Annotated in this window: 18 protein-coding genes; 17 read left to right on the forward strand and 1 reads right to left on the reverse strand. The window is 37.4% G+C overall.

The window, feature by feature from the left end:
* Nucleotides 1-54 precede the first annotated feature (54 nt).
* The 4 genes from ACPDG9_RS09080 to sufD all read left to right on the forward strand — a co-directional run bounded on the left by ACPDG9_RS09080 (nucleotide 55) and on the right by sufD (nucleotide 4,102).
* The gene (locus tag ACPDG9_RS09080) at nucleotides 55-384 is read left to right on the forward strand and encodes a HesB/IscA family protein (RefSeq protein WP_182647906.1); all 330 of its coding nucleotides are present in this window, start codon (nucleotides 55-57) and stop codon (nucleotides 382-384) included.
* A gap of 87 nt (nucleotides 385-471) precedes the next feature.
* Nucleotides 472-1,920, forward strand: a complete 1,449-nt coding sequence (sufB, locus tag ACPDG9_RS09085; RefSeq protein ID WP_430527440.1) for a Fe-S cluster assembly protein SufB — start codon at nucleotides 472-474, stop codon at nucleotides 1,918-1,920.
* Nucleotides 1,921-1,980: 60 nt separating this feature from the next.
* Entirely contained in the window at nucleotides 1,981-2,727 is a 747-nt protein-coding gene (sufC, locus tag ACPDG9_RS09090) for a Fe-S cluster assembly ATPase SufC (protein ID WP_430527441.1), read from the forward strand.
* Between the two features lie 55 nt (nucleotides 2,728-2,782).
* Entirely contained in the window at nucleotides 2,783-4,102 is a 1,320-nt protein-coding gene (gene sufD / locus ACPDG9_RS09095; RefSeq protein ID WP_430527442.1) for a Fe-S cluster assembly protein SufD, read from the forward strand.
* A gap of 189 nt (nucleotides 4,103-4,291) precedes the next feature.
* On the opposite strand, the gene ACPDG9_RS09100 is transcribed toward sufD, so the two are convergent.
* Nucleotides 4,292-4,942, reverse strand: a complete 651-nt coding sequence (locus ACPDG9_RS09100) for a DNA-binding response regulator (protein ID WP_430527443.1) — start codon at nucleotides 4,940-4,942, stop codon at nucleotides 4,292-4,294.
* Nucleotides 4,943-5,032: 90 nt separating this feature from the next.
* On the opposite strand from ACPDG9_RS09100, the gene tssO reads away from it, so the two are divergent.
* The 13 genes from tssO to tssD all read left to right on the forward strand — a co-directional run bounded on the left by tssO (nucleotide 5,033) and on the right by tssD (nucleotide 20,002).
* Nucleotides 5,033-5,536, forward strand: coding sequence for a type VI secretion system TssO (tssO, locus tag ACPDG9_RS09105; protein WP_430527444.1), 504 nt, complete (start codon nucleotides 5,033-5,035; stop codon nucleotides 5,534-5,536).
* Nucleotides 5,537-5,542: 6 nt separating this feature from the next.
* On the forward strand, nucleotides 5,543-6,067 hold the full coding sequence (locus ACPDG9_RS09110; RefSeq protein ID WP_430527445.1) for a type VI secretion system transmembrane protein TssO: 525 nt from the start codon (nucleotides 5,543-5,545) through the stop codon (nucleotides 6,065-6,067).
* 3 nt (nucleotides 6,068-6,070) lie between these two features.
* The gene (locus ACPDG9_RS09115) at nucleotides 6,071-6,979 is read left to right on the forward strand and encodes a PKD domain-containing protein (protein ID WP_430527446.1); all 909 of its coding nucleotides are present in this window, start codon (nucleotides 6,071-6,073) and stop codon (nucleotides 6,977-6,979) included.
* Between the two features lie 107 nt (nucleotides 6,980-7,086).
* Nucleotides 7,087-9,465 carry a type VI secretion system protein TssR domain-containing protein gene (tssR, locus tag ACPDG9_RS09120; protein ID WP_430527447.1) on the forward strand — a complete coding sequence of 793 codons (2,379 nt, stop codon included), beginning with the start codon at nucleotides 7,087-7,089 and terminating at the stop codon, nucleotides 9,463-9,465.
* 15 nt (nucleotides 9,466-9,480) lie between these two features.
* Nucleotides 9,481-11,976 carry an ATP-dependent Clp protease ATP-binding subunit gene (locus ACPDG9_RS09125; protein ID WP_430527448.1) on the forward strand — a complete coding sequence of 832 codons (2,496 nt, stop codon included), beginning with the start codon at nucleotides 9,481-9,483 and terminating at the stop codon, nucleotides 11,974-11,976.
* Between the two features lies 1 nt (nucleotide 11,977).
* Entirely contained in the window at nucleotides 11,978-12,418 is a 441-nt protein-coding gene (locus ACPDG9_RS09130) for a GPW/gp25 family protein (RefSeq protein WP_430527449.1), read from the forward strand.
* Nucleotides 12,419-12,428: 10 nt separating this feature from the next.
* A complete protein-coding gene (locus ACPDG9_RS09135) occupies nucleotides 12,429-14,324 on the forward strand; it encodes a type VI secretion system baseplate subunit TssF (RefSeq protein ID WP_430527450.1) in 1,896 nt (631 codons plus the stop codon).
* A gap of 3 nt (nucleotides 14,325-14,327) precedes the next feature.
* Nucleotides 14,328-15,266, forward strand: a complete 939-nt coding sequence (locus ACPDG9_RS09140) for a type VI secretion system baseplate subunit TssG (RefSeq protein WP_430527451.1) — start codon at nucleotides 14,328-14,330, stop codon at nucleotides 15,264-15,266.
* A 15-nt stretch (nucleotides 15,267-15,281) separates the two neighbouring features.
* The gene (locus ACPDG9_RS09145; protein WP_430527452.1) at nucleotides 15,282-16,172 is read left to right on the forward strand and encodes a TssN family type VI secretion system protein; all 891 of its coding nucleotides are present in this window, start codon (nucleotides 15,282-15,284) and stop codon (nucleotides 16,170-16,172) included.
* A gap of 5 nt (nucleotides 16,173-16,177) precedes the next feature.
* Complete coding sequence (locus ACPDG9_RS09150; RefSeq protein ID WP_430527453.1) at nucleotides 16,178-17,329, forward strand: hypothetical protein; 1,152 nt, start codon at nucleotides 16,178-16,180, stop codon at nucleotides 17,327-17,329.
* 12 nt (nucleotides 17,330-17,341) lie between these two features.
* Nucleotides 17,342-17,974 carry a type VI secretion system contractile sheath small subunit gene (locus ACPDG9_RS09155; RefSeq protein ID WP_430527454.1) on the forward strand — a complete coding sequence of 211 codons (633 nt, stop codon included), beginning with the start codon at nucleotides 17,342-17,344 and terminating at the stop codon, nucleotides 17,972-17,974.
* Nucleotides 17,975-17,982: 8 nt separating this feature from the next.
* A complete protein-coding gene (locus ACPDG9_RS09160; RefSeq protein ID WP_430527455.1) occupies nucleotides 17,983-19,344 on the forward strand; it encodes a DUF5458 family protein in 1,362 nt (453 codons plus the stop codon).
* 250 nt (nucleotides 19,345-19,594) lie between these two features.
* Complete coding sequence (gene tssD / locus ACPDG9_RS09165; protein ID WP_430527456.1) at nucleotides 19,595-20,002, forward strand: type VI secretion system tube protein TssD; 408 nt, start codon at nucleotides 19,595-19,597, stop codon at nucleotides 20,000-20,002.
* The last annotated feature ends 176 nt before the right edge of the window (nucleotides 20,003-20,178 follow it).

Here is a 20,178-nt window from a genome sequence, read left to right on the forward strand (position 1 = left end):
TTTTATAATACCTTTGTCCATCGGTATAGAATTAATCTATTTTAAGCAAAACGTATGATAAAAGTTTCAGATATAGCAAGTAAGCGCGTAGCTCTTTTAATGGAGGACGAAGGTTTCGATTCTACCATAGACTATGTTCGCGTAGGGGTTGAGAGCGGAGGATGTTCCGGCTTATCGTACCAATTGAAATTTGACCACGGAATCTCAGAAGATGACAAAGTTTTCGAAGATAATGGGGTAAAGATTGCTGTTGATAAAAAAAGCTTTTTGTATTTAGTAGGAACGACTCTTGAGTATTCAGGAGGGTTAAATGGAAAAGGTTTCTACTTTAACAACCCAAATGCAAGTAGAACTTGTGGTTGTGGAGAAAGTTTTTCTTTATAGAACAAAAAGGGGAGGATTTTTCCTTCCCTTTTCACAAAGTAAAGTCTAATGTAGAAGCAGGTAATAATTGCTTTTAAGTACCAATATATGAGCAAGTATACAGAAGAAGATTTAAAAAAAGAATTAGAAGGTAAGGAGTATGAGTATGGATTCTATACAGATATAGAGTCAGAAACATTTCCGATTGGATTGAATGAAGACATCATCAGAGCTATTTCTGCGAAGAAAGAAGAGCCTGAATGGATGACAAACTGGCGTTTAGAGGCATTCCGCATTTGGAAGGAAATGACCGAACCGGAATGGGCGAATGTGCATTACGAGAAACCAGATTTTCAAGGGATCTCTTACTATTCAGCGCCAAAGAGTAAAGATAAATATAACAGTTTAGATGAAGTTGATCCAGAATTGTTGGAGACCTTCAATAAGTTGGGGATTTCGATTGATGAACAGAAACGTTTGTCGGGTGTAGCAATGGATATTGTGATGGATTCCGTTTCTGTTGCCACGACGTTTAAAGAAACATTAGCAGAGAAAGGAATTATTTTCTGTTCTATTTCTGAGGCAATTCGAGAGTATCCAGAATTAGTAAAAAAATATTTGGGAACGGTTGTACCGCAAACAGATAATTTCTATGCGGCATTGAACTCGGCTGTTTTCTCTGACGGATCGTTCTGTTATATTCCAAAAGGCGTTCGTTGTCCGATGGAGTTATCGACGTATTTCCGAATCAATCAAGCGGGAACCGGTCAATTTGAGCGTACTTTAGTAGTTGCGGATGAGGGAAGTTACGTTTCGTATTTAGAAGGGTGTACGGCACCCTCTCGTGATGAAAATCAATTACACGCAGCTGTTGTAGAATTAATTGCTTTAGACGATGCAGAAATTAAATATTCAACTGTACAGAACTGGTATCCTGGAGATAAAGAAGGAAAAGGGGGAGTATTTAACTTCGTTACCAAACGCGGATTGTGCGAAACAAACGCGAAGATTTCTTGGACACAGGTAGAAACAGGATCTGCGGTAACATGGAAATATCCATCTTGTGTATTGAAAGGAGATAATTCAGTAGGAGAGTTTTACTCTGTTGCTGTAACAAATAATTTCCAACAAGCGGATACAGGAACGAAAATGATTCACTTAGGAAAGAATACGAAATCGACGATTATATCGAAAGGTATTTCAGCGGGTAAATCTCAAAATAGTTATAGAGGTCTAGTACAAGTCGGTCCACGTGCCGAAAATGCTAGAAACTTTTCTCAATGTGATTCTTTGTTGATGGGTAACGAATGTGGAGCGCACACGTTCCCTTACATTGAAGCAAAAAATTCAACGGCTCAGATTGAGCACGAGGCAACGACAAGTAAAATTGGGGAAGATCAGATTTTCTATTGTAACCAACGCGGAATTCCTACAGAAAAAGCCATTGCGTTGATTGTTAATGGGTTTTCTAAAGAAGTGTTGAATAAATTACCGATGGAATTTGCCGTTGAAGCACAAAAATTACTAGAGATTTCATTAGAAGGAAGTGTGGGTTAATCGCCACTTATTCTGATGAAAGTATTCGTATCATTACAAATTTAAAATAACAAACAGTTTATGTTACAGATAAAAAACCTACACGCAAGTGTTGAAAATAAAGAAATATTAAAAGGAATTAATTTAGAAGTAAAAGCGGGTGAAGTCCATGCTATTATGGGACCTAATGGTGCTGGTAAGAGTACCTTATCTTCTGTGATTGCTGGAAATGAGGCTTTTGAAGTAACGGAAGGTGAAATGTTATTGGATGGAGTAGAGTTAGGTGAATTAGCTCCTGAAGAAAGAGCACACAAGGGCGTGTTTTTATCTTTTCAATATCCAGTGGAAATTCCAGGGGTTTCCGTAACTAATTTCATTAAAACGGCAATCAATGAGGCAAGAAAAGCAAAAGGAGAAGAGGAAATGCCTGCCAATGAAATGTTGAAGAAGATCAAAGAAAAATCAGAATTACTTGAAATCGATAGAAAATTCTTATCGCGTTCATTGAACGAAGGGTTTTCGGGTGGAGAGAAAAAGAGAAATGAAATCTTCCAAATGGCGATGTTAGAGCCAAAAATTGCAATCTTGGATGAAACGGATTCAGGATTGGATATCGACGCTTTACGCATTGTAGCGAATGGAGTAAATAAATTGAAGAGCGAAGACAACGCCGTAATTTTAATTACACACTACCAACGTTTGTTAGAATATATCGTACCTGATTATGTACACGTTTTACACGATGGTAAAATTGTAAAAACAGGAGGAAAAGAATTAGCCTTAGAACTAGAAGAAAAAGGATACGACTGGATTAAAGAATCGCTATAATCAAAGCGATTGAAACAGGATACAGTCATTTTAGTCTAATAGGTAAATAAGGAATATGGAACTTAAAGATAAATTAATAACGTCTTTTGTAGCTTTCGAACAGCAATTGAGAGGAGAACACGATTCACTTCACAATATTCGCTTGGAAGGTTTAAAGACATTTGAAGATAAAGGCTTCCCAACAAAAAAAGAAGAAGCGTGGAAATACACTTCGTTGAATTCAATTTTAAAGAATGACTTTTGTGTGGTGCCTAAAAAAGAAGTTGCTGTTGAATATAAAGATGTAAAACAGTACTTTTTGAGCGATTCAGATACGTATAAATTGGTGTTTATCAACGGTATTTTTAGCTCACATTTGTCCTCAACGACACATGATGGACTTGATGTATGTTTGATGTCGTCTGCTTTGACTAAGCCAAAGTACAAAATGATAATCGATACGTATTACAATACCATTGCAGATAAAAGCGATAGTTTGACTGCTTTAAATGCAGCCTATGCTGTTGAAGGAGCATTCATCAATGTTCCTAAGAGTAAAGTGGTTTCTAAACCGATCGAAATCATTTATTTGTCAACTTCAGGAGAACAAGCACTATTGGTTCAACCGCGTAACTTGATCATCGTTGGTGAAAATGCACATGTTCAAATTTTAGAACGCCATCAAAGTTTAGATGAATGCAGTGTATTCACGAACTCGGTAACTGAGATTTTTGGACATAAACGCGCAATCGTAGATTTCTACAAATTACAAAATGATTTGGATACAGGAACTTTGATTGACAATACATTCATCAAGCAAAAGCAAGAGAGTAGAGTTGCAGTACACACGTTTTCTTTTGGTGGTAAATTAACGCGTAACAACTTGAATTTTTATCAAGATGGGGAACGCATTGATAGTACAATGAAAGGAATTACTTTAATTGGAGGTAAACAACACGTAGATCACTATACTTTGGTATCTCATGATAGTCCTAATTGTGAGAGTCACCAAAATTACAAAGGATTGTATGACGACAATTCAGTTGGAGTATTTAATGGTAAGATTTACGTGGATAAAATCGCACAAAAAACAGACGGTTTCCAACAAAGTAACAATATTTTGTTGAGCGATAAAGCACAGGTATATACCAAACCTCAACTCGAAATTTTCGCGGATGATGTTCGCTGTTCGCATGGTTGTACGATCGGACAACTGGATGAAGAGGCTATGTTTTATATGCGTCAACGCGGTATTCCACAACGCGAAGCAAAGGCGTTGTTGATGTATGCCTTTACAGATGAAGTAATGGAGTCTGTAAAAATTCCAGAATTAAAAGGAAAACTAGCAAAGTTAATCGCAACCAAGCTAGGAGTATCGATGGGATTTGATATTTAAACACATTTCGTTTATACAACATATACAAAAGGGTAATTGACTGAAAAGTTAATTGCCCTTTTTCATTTTAGCGCTTTTAAGCCGCTAAATTTGGTTAGCTACGGAAAATATTGATAATGAAGATCCGCGACCTTAAATCGACTCTATCAAGCTTAAATAGGCTTGTGGCTGACTCCTCGCTATTGTAATCTATTTGTACGTGTGTAGACTCTGTTCTACACAGTAGGTGATCAATTGAATCTTGTTTTTAACCCGAAACTTTTCCGTTAGTTTTTTGATGTGTGCCTCTATCGTTCTTCCGCTGAGGTGTACGCGTTCTCCGATTTCTTTGTTTGTCAGTCCTTGACAGGCATGATTGATGATTTGCAACTCTAAGGGGGATGGGTTGTATATCGTCCTCTGTTCTGAGCTAAATTGAAGGCCTATGTCCGTCTTGATCTGTTGCCATTGTGTGATTTGCTCTTGATGAAAAGGAAGGTTACCCTTGTGTAATTCCGACAACAAACCAAAAATTAAAGTACTGTTTTTCGGGCAATAGTACACCTGTTCATATTGAGAAAGTACGGTATGTACATCTTCTTGATAAACTTGGGAATAGGCGATAATCGGCGTGTTATTTTTTTTATTTCTCAAAATTTTAATGGCTTCTATACCCGTCATAATTGGTGTAAAAAGATCGATTAGTAGAAAATTATTCTGTTTGAAATATAATCGGTTAATTAACTCAAAACCATTGCAATAATGATCAACGAGATTGTATATACAGCTGCGATTTATAGCATCAAATAAGAGATTTTTAAAGCGCAAGTCTGACTCGCAAATTGACAGGAGAATAGGCATTTGTATTTTTTTGATTTGGATAATGTAAAATTAATATTATTTTTGAAGTAATTAAATTTTTCTCATTAAAAACTAATAATTTATTATTTTATGTATTTGAAAATTGAAAATATAAAGCATATTTATTTGAAATTACTGTATTTTATTGCTAATTTTTTATTTTTGATATTGATATGTTTTTTAAGTATTTATTTCTTTTTTGAAACCTCTGATCGTCAATTTAAGCAAGTGGAAAGAGGTGTTATATTCTATAAGAACAGGCTTAATCAACAGTATGTTTTAAAGAATAAAGTAGATACACTTTACTATCATATGCGTTTGCTAAATACGGGTAAAGTAGAGCACAATCACTTCTTGAAACAGTATATTTCAAAAGAAATTGTAGAGATAAAAAATCTACTAAAAGAAAATAATACAGATAATTTCAATTGTTATGAGATGCTGCTTACTCAGCTGGATAGTATTTTATTGTTAAAAGCTCAACTGATTCAAATTGGCAATAAAGAAAGTTTAGCACTGAAAGACTTGAATGAATGTATGTTTCGATTCAAAACGGTCTACACTGAATTAATGGACGATCCTAATCGCAAATAATGTATCATGTCACAAAATAAATTTCAAACGCTTTCATCCAGTGAAAAGATTCATCAATTTTTCTATTTATTGGGCATGCTAATTTTCACGCAAGTATTACTTGGTTTTATTTGTTTGAAGAATTACCACTCTCCTTTTTCCCAATCGGCAATTTTAGATGGACAGTTATTGGAACAAGAAAACAAGTTTAACAATCAGCAGCGCATTGTCAAACCGCTATTGGAATCTGCCTTTCACAAAATCAATGTACTTGCTGATGTAAGTCCACAACCTCAAGAGGAGAATGAGATAATTACGAGTATCAATGCAGTGGCAAATTCCTTTGCTAACACAGCAATTTACGATCCGCGTAAAGAGGCGTATATGCAGATTAGCTATTTCTACCAAATGTTTTTTGAAGACAAAAAAGTTGCTGCAAAAAAAATGGAAAACATCCTGCAGTTTTCTAAGCAGTTTGAGGAATGCTCTATCGGTTTTAAGGATAAAGAACAGCAGTTAAATCAGCGAAAAAACGCGCAATCAATTAGGTAGACGATGATGAAGTACAAAAGAAAAAATAGCGATAGGATTATGCTTTATCTCGGCGCTGTGATGCTTGTCCTCTTTTTTGGGATTTATCTTTTTCAAAAGAAGTTCTATTACTATAGGGGGGATTTTGATATTGCAGTGTATCCTGCCTTACTACAGGTTGGAGATACGCTGTATTTTAGGGAAAATTCACCGGTCCACGGAATAAAAAAATGGACGTTTGGCGATGGGAACTTTTCCTTGGCTGACCAAGGGTATCACCAGTACAAAAAACCAGGATTTTATCAAGTAACCTATACGGTGAATGACGAATATACGCAACAGTATTCGATTGAGGTAAAACAGCGTGAAAAAGAGGATTTTGGCGACTATTTTACTGAGATAGATGCGCCTTCGGAAGCGATGCAGTATGAACACATCGTTTTTCGCGCGGTAACGGAAAAAGCAACTATGTTCAGTTGGAAGTTTGGTGAATCGGGTAGTATAGATGCTAAAGACCCCTTTGTTATTTATGAATACAAAGAAGCAGGGGATTACGAAGTTTTTCTTTATACGGATGAAACAGCCTATCCTGTGGTCCATCAAATTAGAATTCTTCCCTCATTCAAAAATTTAACGGACGCATTGAATATGGAGGATACTTACCGAGCAATTGACTTTGATTTTAAAGAGCACTTGCAGCAGATAGCGTTGGGAGAGAATTTTAATTTTCATTACAACTATTTGGTAAATAAGTATTTATGTAATAATGAGAATGTCCCGGTAACGGTGAATACGGATAAGCGAAATTCCTTTTACTACTACTGTATGGGGTTGAGATTTGATCGAAAAGCTGTTATTCAATCTGTCAAAGTAGGCTTTGACGAACAGGCAAAGTGTGTAAGTAAGGTTGCGGTCGTTCAAATTAGCAAGTAAGTATGATGGTAAATAGTAAATATAGAGCATGGAGCGGTATTCTTCTTCTTGGGACCTTTCTTTTGGGGTGTGGTGCAAAGAAAACAACAGTTCAAAAGACCCCCAAAATGAGTGTAGTTTATACGGATCAAACACGTGGTTTTCTTTCGGGTTATCCTGCGTATGCAGTACCGTGGATTGTTTTTTCGGCTCAAGATGAAATGCGCGTTTACGCTTCTCCTACAGCGCAGACTGCAGATAAAAAAAGTTTGTTTTTAGAACCCTTCCTTGTTTTAAAGAAAAAAGCAGGGCGTTTGCAAGTAGCAAAATACGCGGTTGGAAGTGTTGTTGATTTTAAAATGGCTAAAAATCTCGCTCAGCCTTATGGATGGGTAGACGAAAAAGATGTTTTGTTGTGGATGGGATCACTTTCTAATGCCTACAATGGTTTTAGTTTCAAAGGGTTCTTGGGGATACACGATCAATCGATCATGGCACAAAGTGAAAGATTTATGGAAAGCGATTCTGTTTTTGTGTATAAGGACCCTAGTCTGTTACATAAAACTGCGGTTAGATTGCCGATTAATTCTATCGTCTACCTTTTTAAATTTACAGGAGACCAGAAAAAAGTTCTCATTGGGGGGCGACCGAGAATTGCGGTAGATGATCTTGAAAGTATGCCATACGGATGGATAGATGCGCGTATGTTGGCTATTTGGGGTGAGCGAACCGCTTTGCGAATGAAGCCCACTCCCGCTGTTGATGCGCTGCAGATTGGAATAGAGAAAAAAGGACAATTTTCGTCAGTTTTTACGCCTATTATTTCTTCTAGTACGCAAGTAGATCGCCTAGATCTCTCTTCTATTTTTCCTCTGTCTTACCACAGGGGGACGGATAGTTTTGACCTTCACTATTTGGATCATCAGCTGGATTACAGTGAAAATTGGGTGTATACGGTCAATGGAAAACAGTTAACACAACCAGAGTATCGATCTATAGTAAAGAACAATAAAAAGTTGAACTTTATTTTCCTTGTGGAGGAATCAGAAGAGGTTCAGCAGCATTTGCCTTTGTTAACAGCGCTATTCCAAGGAATGAATCCTCCAACTTATTTTGAGAAGGTCACTTATGCAGCCCAGTTATATCCTGTCCATAGAGAAGTTAACGCTCATGCTAATCCCAACAGGTTGAATTGGGAGACTTGGATTAAGTCTTTTCCCGATTCTTTGCAAACGCAAGCTTCTGAACAGCATCACGGCAGTTTGTTAGATTGTATGGCAGAGGTGACTGACCGTTTTGATTCAAACCAAAGCAATGTCATTGTGATTTTAGGTCAAGAGATTAGTACTGAAGATCAAAGGCAAAAGTCCGAAATCATCCAGCAAATTGTGGCGTCTAACAGTCGGGTTATCTTTTATCAAGTTAAGGCCAATTACAAGGATAAATACAACGATTTTGTTCTTTTTGGAGAAGAGGTTATCAAAACATCTGCGGATGAGCTAATACCAAACAAAAAACAGCGCTTGATTGATAATCGAGAGGTTGTAGAGGAGAATTTATTTGATTTGTCACAAGGCGATCAAGGGGTGTATCAGCTTGAGTATCCCAGGCAAAGTATGCATCAAGGAGCAGTTATTTTTCCCAAGAAAGGAGAGGAGAATAAGCCTTTACTTCTGCAAACTACCCTTGCAAAGTTAATGCGTGACCTTGCCTCAGCTAATCAAAAAACCGATAGCACACTAACGGCAGCGTTTCAAAGTAATCTAGGGGTTAAACGTACGAAAATAAAGTCGGCCTACCTTCCGTGGTCTCAACAAGAGCAAGTTTATATTCCTGCAATATACGCTCAACAAGTGGTCCATCAACCCTACACTTTTTTACATCCTGGTGTGCTTAAAAAAGACGAATGCGAAGGGTATGAACACTTGGAATACGGAGTGCTTTTAAATGAAGAAGAAATAGAACAGTTGAGAGATTACTATGTAAGCGTATATACCAAAGTATTTGCAAGCAAGAACTTGAGCAATAAAAAAATGATTCGAAACTACGTCAAGGTTACCAGAGAGAGACAACTAGTTCCTATCCAATGGACTAAAAAGTTTCTGTATAACAATTCGTTGTATATCAGTTTTTTTCAAAATACAGGTTTATACCAAACGAATGTCGATTCGCTGTCTCATTTACCGCTTAAAAGCTGGAAAAAAGAGACAACAATGAACAAAAAATTATTGGAAGACTTTTTTAGTAGTTTTCAAACAAAGGCGGATAAAATAGAGGAGTCTAAAGGAGATCAGAAGGTACGCTTGCAAGAACATCAATCAAATTTTTATTGGTTGAATCAAGCTTTTATCCCTGTTTTAGATCTCAATAGCAAGAAAATAAAGGATCAATCTTTTGATCTTTTACCGATAGAATTAGAGAAAATAGAAACTCAACCTGCTAAAAGTGAAAGTAAGACAAAACATGCAAGGGAATATATTGAACGGGTTAAAAGAGGAATGCCCTAAACACACATAAGAAATATGAATGTATTATTATCGAATGAGTCACTACAAGAAGTGATTCACATTGCCAAATCGATTGCGAGAGAAAATTATAATTCAAGGTATGCAGGCCCTCATATTTTACAAGCCTTGATGCATAAAAATATCGATTTACAAGATTTTTTACAAAGCTTAGGAAAAGAGCCATCCTACTTTTATGAGTGGGCGGAGGTACGCATAGAAGCCTATCCAAAGACCACGCAACTTGCGGAAGAAATTAGAGAAGACCATACGCTTGACACGATGTGGGAAAGTGCAGAAGATGTTAGATGTAAGCTCGGGTTAACAACGGTTACGCCCTTGTGTCTTTTAGCTAGTATTGTGAAACCTAATGTTGTATTTAACACAGAGCAACTGAAGTCATTGCCTTTGCGTGAATCAGAGGTGTTTGCTGCCTTTCAATCAAGGGATAAGCATCCTTTTCACCTTAATTCACAGGTGTTTGATACGGGTTTGTATGGGAAAGATGAAGCGAATAAATCATGGAGCGACGCACTAGCTAACTATGGTGTCGATTTACTGGAAAGGGCCAATCAAAGTCAAATTAAAAAGATTGTCGGACGCGAGAAAGAGACGCGAACCTTAGTGGAAATTTTGGGAAGAAAATCTAAGTCTAATGTTATGCTTGTTGGTGAACCAGGTGTAGGTAAAACTACATTAGTCGAGGGATTTGCTGTGCAATTGAATCAAGGGCAAGTGCCTTCACTGCTCAAGGAAAGCAAATTTTACCAATTGGATTTGAGTTTGCTTGTCGCTGGGACGAGTTATAAAGGCGAGGTTGAGGATCGACTGAAAAAGGTTGTAATGGCGAGTAAAGCACTCGGGCGTACAATTTTGTTTGTCGATGAGATTCACCTGTTAGTAGATCAAAAAACAAATTTGGGAGGTATAGCGAATTTACTCAAACCCGATTTAGCTCGAGGAGAATTGACAATTATTGGATCGACAACAGTGGAAGAATATCGAAAACTCATAGAACCGGAGTTGGCTTTTAGCAGGCGATTTGAGCGTATAGAGGTTGTTGAACCCGATGAGCAAACGTGTATTAAGATGATGGAAAGTCTTGTAGAACACTATGAAAATCACCATCAGATTCGAGTAGAAAAAGAAGCATTACCGACCTGTGTAGCTCTAGCTAAACGCTATGCTAAGGAGCAAAAATTGCCCGATACGGCTTTTGATTTATTGGATCGAACTATGGCCGCTATCGGTCTTTTAGACGAGTTATCGACGAAGGAACTCGAGCGTTGGAAAGCAGATTATGATTGTTGTTGGACAGGAGCTTTTGTCGATGATCAAGCGAAAGCAGGTGAAATGGTTTGGCTCTACCAGCAGTTACCCAATAGAATAAGTCCAATTTTATGGGGATTATTACGAGAACAACCCGTATTAGATTCTAGTATGTCTATTGAATATATCCATCAAATCATCGTGGCGATATACGAAGAATTAAAGGACAATACCAAGCAAAAGGTAAGTAGGGTATCTAGTTTAGAGTTAGCTGCTGTAATGGCCGCCAAAACAGGAATTCCTCTAGGTAAGATACAAGCACAAGAGAAGGAAAAGCTCCTGGCTATGGAAACGCTTTTGTCTCAACGTGTCGTTGGACAAAAACAGGCGTTAAAAGTTGTTGCTGATGCGATTGTTGAAAGTCGAAGTGGATTGAACAAACCTGGGCAACCCATTGGATCATTTTTCTTTTTGGGTCCCACTGGTACAGGAAAAACGGAACTTGCTAAAGCCATTGCATCGCTGCTTTTTAACGACGAAAAAGCCATGATTCGCTTTGATATGTCTGAATTTAAAGAAGAACACGCTGCGGCGCTCCTGTACGGTGCGCCTCCGGGATATATTGGCTATGAAGAAGGGGGAATGTTGGTCAATAAAATTCGACAACAGCCCTATGCTGTAGTATTATTTGATGAAATAGAAAAAGCGCATCCCTCGGTTTTTGATGTCTTTCTTCAACTGATGGACGAAGGTAAAATTCACGATAAACTGGGCAAGGAAGGCGATTTTAGCAATGCTCTTATTCTGTTTACTTCAAACATTGCAAGTGAAAGTATAAGTCAAGCTTTTGCTGAGCAGCGCATACCGAGTTCAAAAGAACTGATGGAGCAAATGAAAGGTCATTTTAGACCTGAGTTCTTGGCAAGAATCACCGAGATTGTTCCTTTTTCGCCCATTACAGCGGATATGGCACAGCAAATTTTCACGCTTCAATTGCAAGGATTAATGACCGCTTTTAACCGCATGAACATCATTTTAGAAATCTCAGATGTAGCAAAGAGTATGTTGGCGATTTCGGGATTTAACAGCCAATACGGAGCAAGGCAAATTGGCGGTGTAATTCGACAAGAAATTGCCCGTCCTATATCTAAAATGCTCGTTGCGGAAGATTTAGTTGCAGGGCAAACTATAGCGGTGGATTGGCAAGAGGATCAAGTTGTTTTTCACGTATATGAAAGTAAGTAAGATGCAGCAGTCCTTTTTTAAATTTCCGTTTAATCCTGAATATGCAATGGTTGAGGGGCTTCATATACCCACGTGTAGCTTGGCCGAAAGTATTGCTCAACACATCATGTTATTGGTGTTAACGCGAAAAGGTGAAAATAGATTTAACCCAGATTACGGCAATGCGGTATGGGATCTAGAATTCGATAATGCCGTTACGGCGGTGGATTGGGAACGCGTTTTTGAAGAGAGCTTGCAAGAGCAAATACAGCAATATGAACCTCGTATACGTTTCGCGCAAATTCAAGTCCGAATCGAGTATGTTGAACACACGTATGGAACAAAAGACTTTGTTGAAATAAGAAAAAAAGCAAAAATAGGAATCAATGCTGAGTTAACAGAGCTAGGGGAACTTTTTACTTTCAGTACGCATATCTATTTGAGTCCAATGTCAATAGACTAATACAATACCAATGAAAAAGACCATAAATAATAATGCAAAAGAAGGAATTAGATCAAGAATACTTCAAAATGTAGCAATGCTGTGGGGAGTGGCTAATCCTCAAGCCTTGGATCCTTTTGTAACCTTATTGGTTGACGCTTTTAGTACAGAGATTTTCAAGGTAAACAATGATATTGAGAATATTAAGGGAAGTATTTTAGAAAAGCTGGCGAAGTTGTTAACGCCTAGTATTTACACCTATCCTAGACCGGCTCATGCAATTGCGATTACCACCCCATTTGAGTCACAAGAAGTATTGGTCAACCAGCTGGAATTTTTCACGAAGAAGGTCTTTACTTCTAACGTAAAAACGGTGAAAGATCTCAATTTAGATATTCCCTTTACCGCAGTGGATCAAGTTACGTTGCTTAAAGCTGTAGTGAAATACAGCGTTATTGGCGATGTGATTTGGGCGTATGACGATTTTTATAACAGCATACCAGCAGCAAAAATCAAGCAATCCATTGGGCGCAATCAGTTGTTTTTAGCCCTAGATCTTAGTGCCTATGAAGTAGAACACACACCTGAGCGTTTTAGTTTATACTGTGACAATCCGGCCTATGATAGCCTAGAGTTTGTGTATAAACTATTGCCATTTGTCTCAATGTCTTACAAAGGAAATCCGCTAGAAGTTAGTAAAGGGTTGACTTATCCCGCTAAAAAGAGCAAGGAAGGGTATGAAGCGACTTTTGACGATTACGCTATTGAAAATCGCATACAAGAAAATATTAAGAGTATTTATGCGGGTAAATTTATTGAAGTAAGAGGGTTTCAAAGGAAAATCAAGGAGCTCGAACTGGGGGTTTTACCTCAAGAACTTACTTTTTTAAACGAAGATAGTCAGATTCGAGAGTTAATCGACGGGCAGCAATTGTTGTGGATTCAGTTGGACTTTCCTCCGCAATATACACGAGAGATCATAGAGGGATTTTCGTTTTACCTCAATGCTTTTCCGGTTTACAATAGAGGATGGCGACAAAATGAATCGAGTTTGGATATCATGGGCAATACAATTCCACTTGTAACACAAATAGGAGAAGCATTTTTGTACACCAACAAAGTGGTGGATAGTTCTTCAAGACTTTATAGCGAAATACCCTTTTCGGAATCTGCTAGTTTACAGCATGGGGTGTATACAGTACGCAAAGGAGGAATGGAGCGTTTTAGTGAACGCAACGCGATAGATTTAATCGCATATGTCATTGAATTAACGCGTGATGAGGTATCTGCGTTCGGTATTTTAGATCGGGATAAAGTCATTGAAACCCTGCGTAAAATGGTGCATCAAATGCGCGACTTAAACCAAAAGGTCAAGACAGTTGATCGTCAAGTTGCTAGTGATGTTCACTATATTATTGTTGAGCCTCTTGGAAAAACAGCGTATGTCAAAGCATCCTATTGGATTACGCATTGTTCGCTTGCTAATACCATTCGCAAAGGAACACAACTAATCCAACAGAATAAAGTGTTTACTAATGTTAATCGCCATCTTGTATTACTGAGTACGACTAAAGGCGGCGATCAAGAAAAGACGGGTACAGATGCAATTCAAGCGTATAAGTATGCATTAACCACTAGAGATAAGATTATTTGCAAAGAAGATATTAAAAATTACTGTCAAATGGTGTTGCAATCCCATTGTAAAGAAGTAGTTGTTTCTAGGGGAATTAAAGTGGGAGATCATCCAAAAGAAGGTTTCGTACGCACGGTGAATATTGAAATTATCGTTGATAATTATGAAGAGTGGAGTTATCAGTACTGGATTGATTATGCCCGTAGTTTACAAGAGCAAATTACAACTCGAGCCATAGATGGCGTTGATTATTTGGTGGAGTTTAAAGGTGAAATGTTCAAGGAAGAGATTTAGTGTATGAATGATTTTAATCAACTTTATCTTCAAGACTTTAACAGCCTGTATACGGACTATAAAACAGAAGTCATAGCATACCATATTTGGAAGTATTACCACGAGATAGATGGCGTTTACTTGAAGCGTTTAGGTGGGAATAGTCGAAGCTTTAGCAAAGATTTAAAGCGAATCAAAGCGGAATATATTGAGGTGAAAAAGCGAATCATCAGTGTAGAAAGTTTTAGAGAAGGTATTTACGACTACTTGCCAGAGGGACTATTTCACGTGCCTTCTTTTAGGAGTTCCCGTGAGAATATTACTGATGTGGTTGAACAAATTCGACAGGAGAAGCGCGTTGAACAAAAAGCTCGAGCCTTTTTTCAACCCTTCGAATTAGAGGTGTACTTCTGTCATTTAAAGGCTTTAGATCTCGCCTATAGTTTTGATAAGCTTACCAAAGAAGATGAACTTTTTAAGAGGATTGAAGAGTTATGGCCACTTTTAAAATTAGTAGACGATAAAAACGCCCAAATATTTGCTTGTTTACTACCTAATTTTCACGCGGAAAGAGGGAAGAAAACATGGATAGAAAAGTGCTTAACCGCCTGTTTAGAGGTACCGGTCAATATTAGTTTCGTTCCCAGTGAAATTGCTGAATTTGAGCAGTTTTCTTCGACGTTGGTTCTAGATGCGATGTGTTTGGGCATAAACTGCGTTTTGCTTGGGACACACGCTGATGGAGAAAAAGATTGGCACGTCGAAATAGGACCTATTCGCTATGATAATTTGCACAAGTACCTCGAGGGAAGTCCCTTGAGAATCCTGTTACAGACAATTTACGATCACTGTTTACCCCTTGCGGTAGCTGTTATAGAAACCTTTATAACACAGAGAGAAGAGGAGTCTTTTCGGTTAATGAACAACAACAATAGTTTGCTCGGGTATTCTACCTATTTGTAAAAAACAACACTAGTTATGTATATAGAATTTATAAAAGTCTTTTTCGTAAGCCATTTACTTATACCTATAATCCTTGTTTTCCTTCTTTTTCCTTTGGCTTTCCTCAAGAAGAAGATCCCCTGTATCAAATCAAAAGAACTCGTTTTTTATCTGTTGATTAGCAGCTGCATTTTGGCCTTGCCTGGTGTATTAGGATGTACTGGAGTTGAGTTTATTCCCTTTTGGTACTTAGTGGGAAGTGTACTTTATTTGCTGTTTGGATGGATTCATTTAAGACAATTGCATCATCGATTTAAAACACAAGATAGCTCGCCGTGGTTAGCGGTGACTTTCGAACTCCTACTAACTTTTTTTTCCCTGCTATTGGGCGTGTATTTATTTACTTATCTCTTCAATTGGTTAAGTCCTTTTGAGGGGCATGCCTTGTTGTCCGCCAGTTGTAGTCTATCTTTTTTGATTCCCCTTTTTTTTAACTATAGCTACATTCAGTTTTTAACTATTCCTTTTAGCATCTATAACACATGGAGCTATGAACCTAATAAACAAGCGATAGATTTTGATGGTTTTGACTTGAACAAGCTTAAAGTGGTGACCATAGAACTGACAAAAAATGTGGGGGATGGAAATCAGTTTAGAATTAAAGCAAAAATGCTCGCTGAAGGGATCTCTTTTGGCGATTGGTTCCAGAAAGTATTGGAGGATTATAACTTTAAAAATAGGACTGACCAAATTGAATTGAATAGTGAAGAAGGGGTTTATTACCACTGGATTTTTTATGTGAAACGATCCTTTTTTCACTTCAGGAGATACATCGATTTCGAAGGAGATAGTATCCAAAATAAGATTAAAGAACACGATATCATTGTTTGTAAAAGAGTCGTAGAAAATAAACAACATACAAATTAAATTTTATGATCAATCACCCCCCCTATGATGCCGTAAATTGGGTTGACGGCATGAAAATTTCGAAGAGGCATTTTGATGCACATACCAATTTCATCCTCGATGAATTAAGAGAAGTACGCGCTGTGTTTTGCAAGTGGTTTAATTACGGGTTACTTCCTGTAGCCTCACACAAAAGAGATTCCTCTTTTTTTTCTATACTTGGTTCATCTACTGGAGATATTGAAGTTATTATCAAACGTTGTAGGGCCATTACACCTTCGGGATTTCGAATAGAGCTTGCGGATTTTCGCGTTCATTTAAAAGCGTTAGTTCCTCCAGTTGGCGAAGAATTATCCCAACAATCTTTGGCGTATTATGTAGTCATTCTGGTCAATCCGTTTACTAAAGTTCCCTATGGAGAACTTGATTTAGAAGAGACTCCTCCTCGCTATCCCTTTACAAAAGCTAGCTACCATATAGAGCTTATTCCCGTTGAGTCTTTTGACCATACAGGAATGAGCGAAGGAGGAAATTTTATTGCGCTTGGAAAGGTTTACACCCAAGGAGGAACCTTAGCAATCGACGAGCGTTTTATTCCGCCTTGTACGAGTGTAATTAGCCATCCTCTTTTACTTCAACACTATAATACGATGGAGAGAACGATGGCGGTTTTGCAAAAGTGTGCGGTAAAAATCATTCAAAAAAACCTAACCGAAAAACAAAATACCAGCGTCGTATCGAGTGTTAAGTTGATCTGTCAAGGCTTGATTCATCAAATAGGCAGTATATACTATGAGTTTAGAAATATTATCCCTCATGTCTCTCCCGTTTATTTGGTTGAGGTATTTTCCAAATGGGCCATTCACTTGCATCTGACCCTGCAAACTTTGGTTCCTTCAGCTGTTGAAGAAATGCTTAACTACATTGGAGAGTGGAGTGAAATAGCGCCCCACACTTTTTTAAATCAGTTGTCAACGGTAGCTGAGATCAAGTATCAACATGTGAATTGTGCCGAACATTTAAATGATATTCAAGCACTATTGACAAGTTTGGAGAAAATAGTGTTGAAGTTAAGTGAACTCGATTATATCGGGCAGCGAAAAGAGAACATCATCGTTAATGAAGTAGAAGTTACTCCACCTTCTAAAAGTAATCGAGGGTGGAGTGTACTCGATTAATAATAGAGCCGTATGGGTTTGTTTGATCAGGTAAAAAAAGTAGTACAGGCGATCACCGGATCAGTCGAAACAAGGTCAGAGCGTACTGCTCAAACCATCAGCGTAGAGCAAACAGGCAGTAAGGGGTTGGAAATCAATAAAAAGACTGCTTTAAAGAATAAAAAAGTTAATAATAATAATTTAAATAAAAAGCAAAAAATGACAATGTTTAATTATGGCGTTGGCGGAAACGAAGTAAAGGTTGACGCGAATGAAGCAATCCAAGAAATTCAGGGAAATAAGAGTTTATTAGTAGCTAAATTAACTACGGAAGATGCGGTTTCTCCAGAAATTGTAACGGGTTTGAAAACGGTGGAAGAAGTGTTTAATTACTATGCTCCTACGATGGAAATAGAGCATGAAACACCAGAGGGTTTACCTGTAAAAGAGGAATTTAGATTTAAGAATTTGGGTGATTTTACACCGAAGAAGATGATCGATAATTCTCCTTTTTTAAAAGGGTTAAAAGTAGATGAGGAACAGTATAATAAAATTGTTAAACAATTGAGAGTTAATAAGGTACTTCGAAAAATGTTAGAAGATGACGCTGCCAAAAGCGAATTTGAAGCAACCTTGAGAGCAATTGCAAAAGAATTGGAAAAATAAAAGAAAGTATGGCAAAATTAGAGCAAGAAACACAAGCAGTATCTACTCAAGTACAAGAGATCAAAGGTGAAGTAGGACAACCCACAGGGGTCGCTTTAGAAAAGCTTGGAGGATTTGGATTTGTTGAAACCGTTGTAGATGGGATGGCAAATATGAATCCTGAACGCAAAGCCCGAAAACAAATTTTTCTAACCGATTCAAGTAAAAAAGACGAGCGAGAAGATTTGTTGAAAAACATTAAATTGTGGTTAGAACTGCTTGAGTCGGGGCAGTCAACGGAAGAGCTTATTGAGCAATGTAAGCAAAAATCAAGTCAAGCCGTTCAATACTTGAAAACGAATGTCAAGGCGTCTTTGGATCAATGTCGCGAATTAGAAGTTTCCTATCGTACCCTTGCACAGTTTTACAAAAACACAGAGTTAGACAAGGTCGACAATGTCCATATTGTCAATGCTTCAATGGAACAAATGACCGACTTAGACAATCCTGTTTTCATCAATCATATTGCAGAAGAATTCAAATTGTTCTATGATCGTTTAGATTTAAGAGATAATTACTCCTTGCTGTCTATACCTGGTTATATGGGATCTAATATGGTAATTGATAAATGGGCAAAAATTTGCAATGAAAACAAGGTGATGCTCGTAACGGATTTTGCCAATTTGGATAAACCTGATGATGTTGTCGATTTGTTTAATGCCGCTAATTTGACTAGTGGAGATGTACACAAAAGCAATGTAATTATGACTTGTAATTGGTTGGTAGGACGAGGAAAAGCAGAAGAGGTTGGCGAAGAAGAGGATGTCTTTATTGCTCCTTCGACCTCTTTAACAGGTAAGATTCACAAGACGCTGATGTCTCAAGTTGCTGCAGGTAAAAAGCACGGCGGAATTAACGAGGTGGATGCTGTGAAGTTTGAATTGAAGAAAAGCGAAATCTCTCAATTGGAAAAGATGGGGCTCGTACCCATGGTTAATGAATATGGCAAAATTATGGCGTTCTCCGCTAAAACTTTATTTGATGGCGATAATATTGGACTCCAAACCTATTCTGTTGTTCGTGTCTTTGATTATGTAACGAAGGTTTTGCTAGATTTTTTAAATCGACGCGCTTTCGAAAACTGGAACGCCAAAAATGAGGATGATTTACGCAAGCAAATTGTGATGTTCTTAGATGGAATAAAAGGTGCAGATAAATTAATTGAAAAGTTTAAAATCGTTCGTTTTGAACAAGATAAACACCAAAAAGATCGTGTTTGGTTAGATATTCGCTTGACGCCTTACTTTCCAGCAAAGAGCTTTGTAATTAAGTTAGATGGACACAAAGGAGACGATGGAAATGATTGGGAAGCAGAATATGTTCAAGAATAGATTTGATTGCTAAAACAAGAATTATACTCGTTTATTTATTGATAATCAAACTTGTTTTACGATCAAAAAGGGGGATGTTTTATTTTTATTTGAATAGTGTATTTTTTAAATAAAAATAATTGAATTGATTAATATTAACGTATTTTTTACAGTAAATACACTATATTGATTCAGAAATGTTATAAATTTACTAAGTAGTAAAAAAAATGTTTTTAAGTTTGTTGAAGTAATAATTTAAAAACAAAAACATATGGCAGAGAATAATTCAAGAGCCGTTTTAAAATTCAATGGAGGTGATGCACAAAAAGTGCTTAACCTTAAGTATGGTGTATCAAGATCAGTTGACGTTTCAGGACGTGTAGCCTCTGATCCTTCTAACGCACTAATCACAATCACAGTAGAAGCAACAGATAAATCTGAAATTTTAGAGAGTTTGCTTAATGGCAAGTACAAGCCAACAACAGGTGAGATTATCTTCAACAAATCGCACGAAGAGGGAACCCTAATTTCCTTAAAATGGTCCAATGGATATGTGATCCAACATCATGTTGATTTCGATGCAATTAATTCAAATGCGATGTACATCAGTTTTGTCGTAAGTGCAGAGCAAATTGATTACGGAAATTCTGCTTATCAAGGCGTTTGGCCCAGTGCATAATTAAACTGTTAGCGGTTAATACACTGTTTTTCTAGGATCCGGCGTAAGTATGAAGTGAAGGTATAGATCACTTATTTAAAATGTGGTTTATATACATATGTGGATGACTTACGCTGGATTTTATAGTGTTTTTAAATCTCTTACGCAGAGGTTTTATATTGAAATAGGCTTTCACT

Origin of the sequence: Myroides sp. C6-3, assembly GCF_050522425.1 — a bacterium.
Lineage (GTDB): Bacteria > Bacteroidota > Bacteroidia > Flavobacteriales > Flavobacteriaceae > Flavobacterium.